At 41.3% G+C, this 13,537-nt stretch carries 11 protein-coding genes and 1 tRNA gene; 5 read left to right on the top strand and 7 right to left on the bottom strand.

What is annotated here, in order from left to right:
* Positions 1 to 544: 544 nt before the first annotated feature.
* Both CXF72_RS17165 and CXF72_RS17160 read left to right on the top strand, forming a co-directional pair.
* Positions 545 to 886 carry a phospholipase D-like domain-containing protein gene (locus CXF72_RS17165; RefSeq protein WP_269801203.1) on the top strand — a complete coding sequence of 114 codons (342 nt, stop codon included), beginning with the start codon at positions 545 to 547 and terminating at the stop codon, positions 884 to 886.
* 224 nt (positions 887 to 1,110) lie between these two features.
* Positions 1,111 to 1,863: an endonuclease/exonuclease/phosphatase family protein gene (locus tag CXF72_RS17160; RefSeq protein WP_101040929.1), complete on the top strand. Its 753-nt coding sequence runs from the start codon at positions 1,111 to 1,113 to the stop codon at positions 1,861 to 1,863.
* Positions 1,864 to 1,966: 103 nt separating this feature from the next.
* Here the strand turns inward: CXF72_RS17160 and CXF72_RS17155 are convergent, their stop codons facing one another.
* A complete protein-coding gene (locus tag CXF72_RS17155) occupies positions 1,967 to 3,898 on the bottom strand; it encodes a DNA topoisomerase III (protein WP_101040927.1) in 1,932 nt (643 codons plus the stop codon).
* A 193-nt stretch (positions 3,899 to 4,091) separates the two neighbouring features.
* Between CXF72_RS17155 and CXF72_RS17150 the strand changes: the two genes are divergently transcribed.
* Positions 4,092 to 4,640: a hypothetical protein gene (locus tag CXF72_RS17150; RefSeq protein WP_101040925.1), complete on the top strand. Its 549-nt coding sequence runs from the start codon at positions 4,092 to 4,094 to the stop codon at positions 4,638 to 4,640.
* A gap of 146 nt (positions 4,641 to 4,786) precedes the next feature.
* Positions 4,787 to 4,862: transfer RNA gene (locus CXF72_RS17145), tRNA-Val, on the top strand.
* 829 nt (positions 4,863 to 5,691) lie between these two features.
* On the opposite strand, the gene aguA is transcribed toward CXF72_RS17145, so the two are convergent.
* From aguA to CXF72_RS17115, 6 genes are all read right to left on the bottom strand, one after another.
* Positions 5,692 to 6,774: an agmatine deiminase gene (aguA, locus tag CXF72_RS17140; protein ID WP_101040923.1), complete on the bottom strand. Its 1,083-nt coding sequence runs from the start codon at positions 6,772 to 6,774 to the stop codon at positions 5,692 to 5,694.
* A gap of 20 nt (positions 6,775 to 6,794) precedes the next feature.
* The gene (aguB, locus tag CXF72_RS17135; protein ID WP_101040922.1) at positions 6,795 to 7,664 is read right to left on the bottom strand and encodes an N-carbamoylputrescine amidase; all 870 of its coding nucleotides are present in this window, start codon (positions 7,662 to 7,664) and stop codon (positions 6,795 to 6,797) included.
* Between the two features lie 87 nt (positions 7,665 to 7,751).
* Positions 7,752 to 9,029, bottom strand: coding sequence for an NAD(P)/FAD-dependent oxidoreductase (locus CXF72_RS17130; RefSeq protein WP_101040920.1), 1,278 nt, complete (start codon positions 9,027 to 9,029; stop codon positions 7,752 to 7,754).
* Positions 9,030 to 9,039: 10 nt separating this feature from the next.
* Complete coding sequence (locus CXF72_RS17125; RefSeq protein ID WP_101040918.1) at positions 9,040 to 10,527, bottom strand: aldehyde dehydrogenase; 1,488 nt, start codon at positions 10,525 to 10,527, stop codon at positions 9,040 to 9,042.
* A gap of 21 nt (positions 10,528 to 10,548) precedes the next feature.
* The gene (puuR, locus tag CXF72_RS17120) at positions 10,549 to 11,106 is read right to left on the bottom strand and encodes an HTH-type transcriptional regulator PuuR (RefSeq protein ID WP_101040916.1); all 558 of its coding nucleotides are present in this window, start codon (positions 11,104 to 11,106) and stop codon (positions 10,549 to 10,551) included.
* Positions 11,099 to 11,854: a gamma-glutamyl-gamma-aminobutyrate hydrolase family protein gene (locus CXF72_RS17115; RefSeq protein ID WP_101040914.1), complete on the bottom strand. Its 756-nt coding sequence runs from the start codon at positions 11,852 to 11,854 to the stop codon at positions 11,099 to 11,101. Before CXF72_RS17115 ends, puuR begins: the two co-directional genes overlap by 8 nt.
* Positions 11,855 to 12,177: 323 nt before the next feature.
* Here CXF72_RS17115 and CXF72_RS17110 point away from each other — a divergent pair, with 323 nt between their 5' ends.
* Positions 12,178 to 13,524 carry a glutamine synthetase family protein gene (locus CXF72_RS17110; protein ID WP_101040912.1) on the top strand — a complete coding sequence of 449 codons (1,347 nt, stop codon included), beginning with the start codon at positions 12,178 to 12,180 and terminating at the stop codon, positions 13,522 to 13,524.
* Positions 13,525 to 13,537 lie beyond the last annotated feature (13 nt).

The raw sequence follows: 13,537 nt of genomic DNA, 5'->3' as shown, positions 1-13,537 counted from the left end.
GCGATTCAAATAAAGAAGTGTAGCTTGATTATGAGTTATGAGCTACGAGTGGCGAGTAGCGAGTGGCGAGTAGCGAGTAGCGAGTGGCGAGTAGCGAGTAGCGAGTAGCGAGTGGCGAGTGGCGAGTGGCGAGTGGCGAGTAGCGAGTAGCGAGTGGCGAGTGGCGAGTGGCGAGTGGCGAATGGCGAGCCTTCAAGCCCTCAAGCCTTCAAACCCTCAAGCCTTCGAGCCTTCAAGCCTTCGAGCCTTCAAACCCTCAAGCCTTCGAGCCTTCAAACCCTCAAGCCTTCGAGCCTTCAAGCCTTCAAACCCTCAAGCCTTCGAGTCAACAGCCATAGCAAAATCGTGGCGACTTTCATAATATAAAAAACGATATGCGAGTATACTTTTTAACGCACTGATCAGTGCAATGCACTCCGCAAAAGAGCGCATCTGGATAGTCACCCTACTTTCTGCACGATGAGACCTTAATGCATGCGCTAAAGATTGCCAAACACAATGGCGCCGATATCAAACTAATCACACCCAAGCAGTCCCGCCGACCTTGGTCGCAGAGAACGGCAGGAAGAAGGAATCAGTCTGGTCTAATATGCTCCATGCCAAAGCTATTCTGTTTGACCAGAATGCCGTTATGATAGGCTCAGTCAATATTGACAACCGTTCCCTGCTGCTTAATGATGAAGTCGTCAGTTTTGCTTATACTAACGCTATTATTCGCGAGATAGAAAAGTGGATGCCGGGTTTTATCACCAAGGCTGACACGGAAATGGAAGAAGCCTTCGGGTTACGTCGTATTGCAGAAAATCTGATGCGTATCTTAGCCCCGCAACTCAAGGGTCTGTTGACCTTTGGAGTGCAAATTTCGTTCAATCTAAACGTGTTCTGAGCAAGGCATTAGAAGTGAAGCATAGTTATTCGATGTAAACGACGTATAACGCAGCGCAGGACGCTTTTGAATGAACCCGAAGGGCAGAATTTGTGAATACGATCGTATCGGTTATCGCCTATTTATGTAGAATACGACAGGTTGCAGGCTATTCCTTGTATAAAGCACCCACAAATTTATGCAAAAATGCACACAAAAGGTCAACAGACCCTAAGGGATAACTTATTTTTACACCCCGAATTTTTCCGCAAAGACTTGCCCATCAGCAACATGCCCTGCCGGACACGTTTTCCCTTATGGTATGGAATATCCATAAAGAGAACCTGCACCCGCAGTTTCTAGATCGCTTTGAAATCCTGATCCAAGAGTACCCCTGTGATTTTTTGCTTTTTCAAGAGGTCAAATTCCCCAAAAAAATTGCCTCTGTACTAGATTCTTTTTCCTATGCGATGGCCAGTAATATAGAGACTTTTCAGCATCTCTACGGCGTTTTAACCGCAACCAAAATCGCCTTTACCACCATCAGTTCACACCTTACGCATCGGCGGGAAGTCGGTCTTATTACCTATAAAAGTATGCTCATCACGCACCACGAACTGCCCGATGGCCAAGCCCTAAATATTGTCAATATTCATGGCATCAATTTTGTCTCTCTAAAAGGATTTATAAAAGAGCTGGAGAAGATCAAAGCAGTACTGCACAGCTGCAGCGGCCCGATAATTGTTGCAGGAGATTTTAATAATTGGACCAAAAAACGGATAATGGCACTGGAGACTTTTCAGCACGCACTCGGATTGGAAAAAGCAGACGTTCAGGAACCGCATCACGTCAAACAGATCTTTGCAAAACCACTCGATCATATCTTCTACAGAGATCTGCAACTGCTCAAAGCCAAAGCCATCGATACCAAGAAAATCTCAGACCACAACCCCATTTATGCCACTTTCAGCGTGATTAGTTCGAAGCCGGAAAGCTGAAAAGCTCGAAAGCTCGAAGCTAAAAACCCGAAGCTCGAAAGCTCAAAGCTCGAAACTCAAAACTCAAAACTCAAAACTCAAAGTTTAATTTCTTTGGGCATTATTAACTGCTCTTCTTTTTAAAAGTGCCTTTTTTTGTTGATTTTTTTCTGTAGGTTTTCTTAAAAACATTGCCACTGCTCGGTAAATTCGCCAATGCCCGCGGCCCGTCTGCAATCGCTTTTTCTATAATGCTTTTAAGCTGATTTTGTAACGGCACAACAAAACCCTGATAACTTTGCTCTTTTTGACTGATAGCATTGAGCTCCATCTCCCATTGCGCCGTCATATCAGGCAAGGTCAACATTTCCGGCAGACTTTCAATTAACTTTCGGCCGGTCTCAGTCGCTTTAATAAGCTTACCCGTGCGTTGCAGAAACAAACGTTTAAACAACAGTTCAATAATACCCGCTCGGGTCGCTTCCGTGCCCAGACCATCGGTTTCCTTCAGGATGCCTTTCAATTCATTGTCTTGCACATAACGGGCTATATTACTCATTGCAGCTAACAGAGTAGCATCGGTAAAATAGGCCGGCGGCTGAGTATTTTTTTCCATCACCTCACCTTTATTACAAAACAGCTTTTGTCCTTTGCAAAGCGCAGGTAAATAACTGTCTTTCTCCTGTTTATCAAATAATACTTTCCAACCATCGCTGATTTTCGCTTTCGCTTTACTGATAAATAAACCGTTATTTATCTCAATTTCAGCCACACATTCGCCATAATGATAATCAGCATAAAACTGACATAAATACTGACGGGCAATTAAAGCGTAAATATTTTGTGAGGCAGTATCTAAACTCGTTAAAGACTGGTGTTTATCCGTTGGAATAATCGCATGATGGGCATCAACCTTCTTATCGTTCCAGGCACGGCTCTTTAGTGAAAGATCCGCATCACTGACCGCCTTTTTTAAAGCGGGCTGGTTATTGGCAATAGCCTTAGTCACTGATCCGGCCTGAGAAAGATGATTTTTGGGCAGATAACGGGAATCAGAACGCGGATAGGTGATCAGCTTATATTTTTCATACAATGCCTGACAGATATCCAATACCTCCAGCGCCGTATAGCTGAAACGCTTAGCAGCATCAATCTGTAGCGCCGATAAATTATAAGGTAAAGGTGCAACCTGTTTTTTATTTTTAGCCGTAAAGCTTTTAACGAAAGCGGGCTGCTCAGAAATACGCTGCGCGACATTCTCAGCTAATTTTTTAACCAGTACACGCCCTTCATGATCCTGATATTTTTCGCAGGCTTCACTGGGCTTCCATTTGGCCGTAAATGAGGCAATATTTTCAGGTTTGAGTGTCGTTAAGTGCGCCTCCACTTCATAAAAAGGTTTACTCACAAAAACTTCAATCTCTTTATCCCGCCTTGCCACTAATCCTAATAACGGCGTTTGCACCCGGCCCACGGAAATAACCCCCTGATAACCTGACTTTTGTGCCTGCAGAGTATAAACCCGTGTCAAATTAAGCCCATACAACCAGTCAGCACGGGTTCTCGCAAGCGCCGAGGTTGATAATGCAATAAACTCCTGATTAGAGCGTAATTGCTGCAGCGAACGTTTTACCGCATTGATAGTTAAATCACTGACCAGACAGCGCTCGACCTGTTTTAATTTATTGCCTTTAACGCCGCTGAAATGAATCACCTCATCCACCAATAATTGACCTTCACGGTCCGGGTCGCCAACATGCACAAGGTTATCGGCTTGTTTGATCAGTTTTTTTAATATACTCAGTTGCTTACTGGTGCGCGGCGTTGATTTTAATTTCCAGTTTTCAGGAATAATCGGCAGGTGTTCGAATTTCCATTTTTTATATTCGGGATCATAAGCCTCGGGATCAACCTGAGTGAGCAGATGCCCGATGCACCAGCTTACGACATCCCCATTACCAACATAAATGCAACCGTCTGCTTTGCGATGCGGTTTTGGCAGCGCATCTGCAATAGCACGTGCCAGACTGGGTTTTTCGGCAATATAAAGTTTCATGAGACCTTCGCTTTAACTGTTTTTTTACACAGTAGTCTACTGATATCAAAAATTCAAGTTTAAAGCATCATTAATGGAACTATTAGAATCTATCACTGACTAACAGGGGACTGACTAACAGCATTAACTAACAGGATAGCCATAAAAAATTGGCATCTTTCTCGTATTAACTTCTCTCTTTGGTGGAAAATTAATGAAAAAATGCATTCCGTTTATAATCTTCAGCCCGTTATTAGTTTCTCTGATGGCATGTAATGATCAAACAGCATCCTATCTAATGAACCAGGAAAATGCACAAAACCAACAGACAGTAACAGAAATAGCCGCCACAGATGAGCCACAAAAAGACACCAATAATGTGCCAAAATCAGCTAAACAACTTTGGCAGGAAAGTCAGCAATTAAGTAAAGACATTTGGGAAAAAAGTAAACAATCGGGTGGGGAACTATTGGATAAAGGCAAAAAATCAAGCAATGAAGCTTTAGAAAAAAGCAAAAAAACAACCGATGAGTTATGGCAATCAACCAAAGAAAATTCGCGTGACATTTGGATTGATACGCAGGAAAGCAGTGCCGGAGTGTGGGATGATGTAAAAGATAAGAGTAAACAGGTTTGGCTCGACGGTAATAAAGCATTAGAAACGCTAATTAAAACCAAAGAACAAACAAACGAGGCTAAAAAAGAAAAAGAGACACAACAAAAAACACAAACCACAACACTATTACCCATTGATGAAACCTAAATAGCCGCTTTTTTTTATTGCCCTTAAGCGTTTTAGTTTAAATATGAACAAAAAAACATCAAACAGACTGAAATATAAAAAGAACTATTGATACTTTGGCAGCCATAAAGCATAATCACTTCGCTTTCAAAGGCAACCAACTATACGCTCGCTTAGCTCAGTTGGTAGAGTACCGCCATGACATGGCGTGGGTCACTGGTTCGAGTCCAGTAGCGAGCACCATCATTTTGTTTTATACCATTCCATAACATTCACGTTAAAAAATCCCTATATAATCAAATAAGTTACGACTCTCAGCGTCTTATACATTTATTACCGACTTATAGCATCTACCGTTTGAAGTAACACCCAAAGCAACACGAAATTAAAATACCAAAGATGTTTTCCAATGGTCGATAAAACTCAGCCATTAGAGAATTAACCACCAAAAACTCAAACCACCTTTAGATAAATATTTATCAACACATATTGGTAAATTCCCTATTGATAAAATGTCCTTAATAAATTTAATAACGACGCTATCTAGCTTTAAAAAACTAATCAAATCACCATCAATTACGACTTACCTCCTTTGAACTTCTCAAATACATTAAAAAGAACAGCCCAGATGATATGCCCTAAAATCGGATCAACACGCAGCTTTTTAGTTAAATCTTAGAAATCATGGACATCCATTTCTACGTTCAACTTGGGGCCGATTAATATTTAGTCAATTAGATGGCTATCCAGCTATTCTCTTTAACGTTTGTTGCAGTGTTTGTGATCGGGAAAGTGACAAACAGTTATCTGAATACTGAACCATCCGTTTTTCTGTCTCAGTATTCGTGTTTAGTCTGAACTTATAGGTGCTACGGGTTTGCATAATATTCCTCTTTAGCAAAAAGTCATGATAGACAGTGCGCTTTTAAGCTCAATAGCGTAGACCGCTTAACTATCATTACCTTCCACTTAAGGGAGGAGTATTCCCGTGGTTCTGATAAAAAGTTCACCATCAAATCGACTGGCGATTTAATGATGTTTTTTTCTTTATTGCATTGGTATTTCTAATTATCTAATGAGGGATCTGTTGCGTAATACAATGAATATTGCCCCCTCCAAGCAATACTTCTCGCGCGGGCAACAGGACAATGCGATATTCCGGTAATAAATCTGAGAGTATTGCAGACACTATCTTGTCTTGCTTTTCATCCAAAGCGGGTACAAAAACGGTTTGGTTAAGCATCAAGAAGTTTGTGTAAGAACCTGCTAGTCTTTCATTTCCTTTACGGACCATACCCTTTGAAGGTTCTATTTCTGCAGCTTCTTGAGCAGTCATATATAAAGGCCCCGGAATTGGCAGCTTAGTCACTTCAATCTGCCGCCCCTGTGCATCACAACTGCTGTTTAATAACGCGAGGGCTTGCAGTGAAATCGCATATTGTGGATCAGTTCTATCATCAGTCCAGCTTAAGACTACCTTAGCAGGTCCAACAACATGTATTAGGTTATCAACGTGACCATCGGTTTCATCGTTATATAAGCCTTGTGGAATCCAAATTATCTTTTTTATGCCAAGATATTGAGCTAATAATGTCTCTATACCACTTTTGGTTAAATGCGGATTTCGTCCAGGGCTTAATAAACATTCTTCGGTGGTATATAAGGTACCTTCTCCATCGGTATGAATTGCGCCCCCCTCTAAAACAAAAGGTGCTTGATAAAAATCTAAGTGTAATAACTCACTCACATTTTTAGCGACTTGATCATCCTTATTCCAAGGTGAATACAAACCATTAAAATCCCCCCCCCATGAATTAAACTGCCAGCTGACTGCCCTATGCTGCCCCGAGGAATTTATTAACACAGTGGGCCCGATATCACGCATCCATGCATCGTTATAATCCATTTCAATTAATTGAATTGACGCATTCAATAACATCTTGGCGGGCTGATATTGTTGTTGACTCACAATGATGGAAACCGGAACAACCTCTGCGATTGCATTTGCAATTGCCGCAAACGCTTTTTGTGCTGGCTTCCCATTCAAGCGCCAATTATCTGCACGTTCAGGCCAAGCAAGCCAAACAGCTTGCTGTGGTGAAAATTCAGCAGGGAAATAGAAACCGTCATTTTGTGGTGTTGTTGTAAGTTCCATATTTATCCTCATTTAATGATTTAAATGCTAAGCGAATTAATATTGTTATAAAGATCGGGTCTACGATCCCTAAATAATCCCCAACTATGACGTGCTTTGGCAGCGGCATTCAAATCTATTTTTGCATAAATAATGGTTTCTTCATCACGACTGGCTTCTGCTAATTTATGACCGGTATGGTCGGTGATAAATGAAGAGCCATAGAAGGTGATTTCGGTATTATCATCACACTCAACACCCGTTCTGTTTGCGGCGATGACCGGCACTAAATTGGCTGCTGAATGACCTTGCATGGTACGTTGCCAATGATCTTTGGAATCTAAACTTGGATCCTGCGGCTCAGAGCCAATTGCGGTGGGATAAAAAATAGCTTCAGCTCCATCAAGCACCAGGCAGCGCGCTAGTTCAGGAAACCATTGATCCCAGCAGATACCGGCACCAAATCGTCCAAATTTTGTGTTCCAAACTTTGAACCCTGTATCGCCCGGGCTAAAGTAAAATTTTTCACTGTAACCTTGTCCATCAGGAATATGCGATTTACGATAATTATCTAAAATACGGCCATCGGCATCGATCATAACCAGAGAATTAAAGAAGGTATTCCCGGCTTTTTCAAAATAACTCACAGGTAAAACGACATTACATTCTTTTGCCAGTGCACTCATTTTTTTAAGTAGCACACTACTGTGAGTTTCTTCCGCTAATTCAAAGTAATCGGCAATTTGTTTTTTACAAAAATATGGAGTAGCAAAAAGCTCCTGCAAAATGACTACATTAGCGCCATTTTTCGCAGCTTCCCTGACACAATCCGTTATTTTATTAATATTATTTTCAAGCTGCCAATTCATTGACAACTGTACAGATGCAAAAGTAACATTTCTGGTGTTCATCGTTCATCCTTGAATATGCTTAGGACTTAATATAATCATCAGTACAATAGGTCGGGATAAAATTGTACTGATGGATGAGTCGCTTAATTAAATAGACAACTTGTCACGTATGTTGTAATAAACAGCACCTATCGCAGAGAATGGAATTTGAAGATGTCTGCCTCCCGGGAAAGCCGGGTGTTTAAGGGAAGCAAAAGCATCAAATCGCTCTGCGTCTCCAGTCAGTACTTCAGCTAATAGCTTACCCGCAAGGTGCGTACAAGTGACGCCATGACCGCTATAACCTTGTAAGTAATAAATGTTGTCATCGAAACGACCAAACTGTGGCATGCGAGAATAAGTTAAGAGGAAGTTTCCTGTCCATTTATAGTCGATATTTATACCGGCAAGTTGTGGAAAAACCTTCTCAATTTTTGGGCGGAGAAATTGTTCGATATTGTTCGGATCGCGCGCACCATAAACCACGCCGCCGCCAAATAATAAACGTTTATCTGCCGTTAAACGGTAATAATCTAAAAGGTAGTTGCAATCTTCAACACAATAATCAGATGTCAGTACGGTTTTAAGCTGCTCTGCGTTTAGTGCTTCAGTGGTAACTATCTGTGTGCCGCAGGGGACTGCTTTATTACTTATTTTAGGTGCAAGTCCTCCAAGATAGGCATTGCCGGCAAGGACTAAATATTTTGCTTTAACAGAGCCGCGCTCTGTGTGGGCAATCGGATTTGTCCCTTTTTCAATACGCACCGCAGCTGATTGCTCAAATATTCTACCGCCGAGTTGAGTCACCGCTTTGGCCTCACCTAAGGCTAATTTAAGCGGATGCATATGTCCGGCTGATTTATCTAACAATCCTCCCACATAAGCATTCGTACCAACAGCATCGACAAGCTCATTTTTATTTAACATAGAGAGCTGATTATTGCCGTAGCGCTGCCAGTTTTTTGCGTGCTCATATAATCCATCAAGTTGTTTCTGATTAAATGCCGTGAATAATCCACCTTGTTTAATATCACAGTTAATATTATATTTTTCAATCAGGTGACGGATAATATCACCACCTTCAAAAATCATATTACAAAGTGCGGTTGCAGTTTTAGGATCGTAACGTTTCTCAATATCGGCTACATCACGGCTATAGCTATTGACTATTTGCCCACCATTACGTCCAGTTGCACCAAAGCCTATTTGGGCACTTTCAAGTACGACAACCTTAAAGCCCTTTTCTGCAAGGTGAATCGCAGATGAAAGGCCTGAAAAACCTCCCCCAATAATACAAATATCACATTCAATATTATCTTCTAATGCCGGGTACTCATCAGTAATAGGTGCTGAGTCTGCATAATAGGAATCTGTATGTTTAATCATTATTTTATCCTTAAATTGATTGTAACCGAATCCATGTGGTTTTTGTCTCGGTAAATTTATCCAACGCGTGCAGTGATTTATCGCGTCCGTTGCCGCTCATTTTAAATCCACCAAATGGGACAGTCATATCACCTTCGTTATAGTTATTTACCCAAATTGAACCTGCTCTGAGCTGCCTTGCCACTCTGTGTACTTGATTGATATCTGAGCTCCACAATGCAGCACCCAACCCGTAGGACGAGTCGTTAGTAATAGCAATAGCTTCTTCTTCTGTTTTGAAGGGGATCACACAAAGCACAGGCCCAAAAATTTCTTCGCGGGCAACACGCATTTCATTGCTGACATTATCAAGTATGACAGGCGACACAAAAGCGCCTTTTCCCTCTACATCACCACCACATCTTAGGATTGCACCGGCATCAATACCGAGCTGCACGTATTCGAGCACTTTTGCTTTATGACCTTGATCGATAAGGGCTCCCATTGAGGAATCAGGACAAAGCGGATCTTTGGGAGAAAAGTTTTTTGCAGCCGCAATGACTTTGTCAATAAACATATCTTTAATACTTTCATGAACCAGTAAACGTGTTGCGGCAACGCATACTTCTCCCTGATTATAAAAGCAACCTGCCGCAGTTTCTTGCGCTGCCTTATCTAAATCGGGGTAATCAGCAAAAACAATATTGGCATTTTTACCGCCCGCTTCCGCCCACACAGACTTCAGGTTGGACTCACCAGAGCAAATCATTAGGCTACGGGCCACATTAGTTGAGCCCGTAAAAGTAATACAGTCGACTTGATTATGGCGTGCAAGGCTTTCACCACATTCTTGGCCAAAACCAGGGGTCACTTGAAAAACACCGGCAGGAATACCCGCTTCATTGGCGAGGTTACCTAAGTAAATGGCTGTTAATGGCGATTTTTCGGAGGGTTTTAAAATAACGCTATTACCCGTTGCCAAAGCGGGGCCGAGTTTCCAGCAAGCTAGCGATAGCGGGAAGTTCCAGGGCACAATTGCGACCACAACCCCTATCGCTTGTTGGCTAACGAAAGCATGCACATCTTTTTCGGTAGTGGCCACTTCACCATAAACTTTATCAATGGCTTCAGCGTACCAACGTATTGCTGATGCCGCACCAGGGATATCTGTGCTAACACTATGTGATATTGGTTTACCTGTGTCTAAGGTTTCAAGTAATGCTAATGGTTCAACGTGCTGATCAATTAAATCGGCAAATGCCATTAATACTTTTTTACGCTGTGCTGGACTCTGATCTTGCCAAACACCTTGCTCAAATGCTCGTTGAGCATGACTTACCGCTAAATCAGCATCTTCACTTTTACAACGTGCAATATTAGCCAAATGTTGGTCAGTCGCAGGATTAATTGTGCTGAAAGTGGTCTTATCAAGCGCATCTTGGTATTGACCATTAATAAATGCTCGAGACTCAATTTTCATTGTCTGCTGTAAATCAATCCATTGTTGTTGCGTATTCATAATGCTCTCCGGTATCAGAATTTAAAAGGTCGGTGGGGTATGTGCACTGATCATTTTGCACGGTTTATCGGAATAATTAGTAAATTTGTGCGGGATGCTGGTATCAATTAGATAACTTTCTCCGGCTTTAATGATGTAGGTATCTTCGCCATAATTGAGCTCAATCTCACCTTCAAGTACGGTGCCAGCTTCTTCTCCATCATGTTCAATACTTTTTAAGCCAGTATTGGAGTGCGGGCTATATTGTTCGATTAAAAAGCCCATTTGACGACTTTTTTTCCCATTACACACCAGTTTCATCGATACAGAATCATTACCTATTTCAACAAGGTCAGTGTGCGTAATAATGACTTTTTCATTACTTTCTTGTTGAATCTCGAGGGTGAAAAACTCAGAAAGAGAGAGTGAAAAAACATTCACAATTTTTTGTAACGAGCTCACAGAAGGACTCACTTTTCCATTCTCTATGGAAGAAATTGCACTGTGAGTAATACCTGCTTGCTCCGCAAGTATGCGTTGCGAAAGTTTTTTTTCTTTTCTAAGTTGAGCAATAGTTTGCCCAATTGTGACATTATCCATGTTTTGTTTTTCTTCTGTTATGAGCGGCTGTAATCAGATTGTTAAAGAGAATTTGTGAGAATGGGTTACTGGCTGCTTGCCATTCAGGGTGCCATTGCACGCCAACAAAATAAGGGTGTTCTTCTAAACTAAAAGCTTCTATTAAACCATCAGGAGACTTGGCTTCAACGGTTAATTGCGGTGCTAATTGATTTATTCCCTGATTGTGTAACGTATTGACATCAATCATGGTGTCGGTTTTAAGCCAATCTTCAAACAGACCCTTTTTTTCAACGTGAACGGAATGCGCGGCAGCATACTTAATGTCAAAGTCAGCAATGGGCTTTTCACGATGATCTGCAAAGCCGGCTTCATGAACATAGGGCGTTAAACTCCCACCTAATGCCACATTCATTTCTTGGAAACCTCTACAAATACCCAGTGCTGGAATTTTGTGTTCAATGCAAAGGTTAATTAAATTAAGTGCAAGAGCATCGCGCCTTTTGTCTTTTTGGTCTTCTTGATGTGTCCCGCCGTACTCAATGGGATCCACATTTGAATGACTACCGGGTAACAATAAACCATCAAATATCGGTGCCAGTGTATTTAAGTCATCTGGTGTAATAGCAGAAGGAATAAGCAGGGGGATGCCACCAAAATGGGTGATCGCATTGATATAAAATTCATTAACAGATTGTACCTGATAGTCGGCAACAACTTTGGCGCAACTTAATAACGCTATAACAGGTTTGTGAGTTGATGTTGTCATCGAGTATTTCCTTTTGTTCGATTTATTTAACAATTTCAATCTTGGTTGGTCAAAATAATCGACAAAGTGGGTTTTTTCAACAACAGTAGGTGGATATATGACCTATTTGTGACATATGTCACCGGGTTGTGATCTTTTTGTTAAAAATAATGCACGCTTTTTTAGTATCTGTTACTAATAAATAACAAATAAAACAATGAAAAGTAAAGAACCAGTAAATAACTCGGCAATAATTCGCACCTTTTGTGCAAATTTTATTGTTCAGAATACTCAGAGACAAATCAGCTCATTAATAAGAGCGTTATTGGAGAATAGGTAATTGTATGGAAACGTTTGAAAATGAAATAGTAGATTTTTTACAGAAATGGCCTGATGTTGAATTTATCGATTTGATATTTACCGATGTCAATGCAACACCTCGAGGTAAGCGTATTCCTGTATCGGCTTTACCAAAAGTCGTCAAGGGAATATACCTGCCAGTTTCCACTATTTCTTTAAACATTGTCGGCAGCGTGGTTGAAGAAGCGGGATTAGGAGAGGAAATTGGAGAGCCGGATAATATCTGCTTCCCGGTGCTTGGTTCACTAGCCCCCACTGCAAAAGTAAATGTTGGGCAATTATTATTAACGATGATGGATGCACAAGGTAAGGGCACGAATCCTCTTGCAATCAGAAATATTTTGTCTGATTTAGTCGATAAGCTGCATTATCGCGGTCAATTTCCGGTGATAGCTCTGGAATTAGAATTTTATCTATTGGATAAAAAACGGGCGGCAGATGGTTCCATTCAAGCACCCATTAATCCGGTTAAAAATCAGCGTGAAAACACCACAGAAGTTTATGATGTGAACGGTTTAGATGATTATGAAGATTTTTTAACTGCCTTTAATACACAGGCAGAACGACTTAATCTCAACACTTCTGGAATGTTAATTGAGTCTGCTCCTGGGCAGTTTGAGCTTAATTTTAATCATCAACAAGATGTCTTAAATGCCTGTGATCAGCTGATTTATGCTAAACGTCTTATTCGACAAGTTGCCACACAATATGATTTTGATGTGACGTTTATGGCCAAACCTTTTGCAACGACTGCAGGTAGTGGCAAACATATCCATATCAGCGTGGTCGATCAACAAGGCGATAATTTGCTGTCCGATAAAGACGGTAATGAAAGCCCACTTTTTTCAAAAATGATGGCCGCAATGTTAGCCATGATCCCAAGCTCGATTGCACTTCTTTGTCCAAATATAAACTCTTATCGCCGTTTTTCAACGGGTATGTACACCCCCGTTAAAGCTAATTGGGGAAAAAACCATCGCGGAGTTGCACTGCGTGTACCGTCAAGTAATGGGCAAAACCGCCGTATTGAACACCGCATAGCAGGTGCCGATGTTAACCCTTACATCCTTACCGCTGTTGTTATCTCGAGTGTCTTAGCGAGTGAGCATTTCAGCCCGCAGCAATGTCCGCCAGCGCTGGATGAAAAGTCCATGGTGTTTCCATTAAGAATGCCTGAAGCACTGGATAAGCTCTTACATAATGAGATGCTTAATGAATATCTCACTCCGGAATTTTTAAAGCTTTATAAAGTGTGTAAAGAAAGTGAATTGGCCGAGTTTGAAAAAACGGTTACAGCTTTGGAAGTCGATTGGATGCTGTACTCAGCCTAATAAAGATTCAAAT

Source organism: Psychromonas sp. MB-3u-54 (genome assembly GCF_002836415.1).
Taxonomy (GTDB): Bacteria; Pseudomonadota; Gammaproteobacteria; order Enterobacterales; family Psychromonadaceae; genus Psychromonas.
The sequence above is the reverse complement of the archived record's forward strand: the minus strand, read 5'-3'. Positions and strand labels throughout refer to the sequence as shown.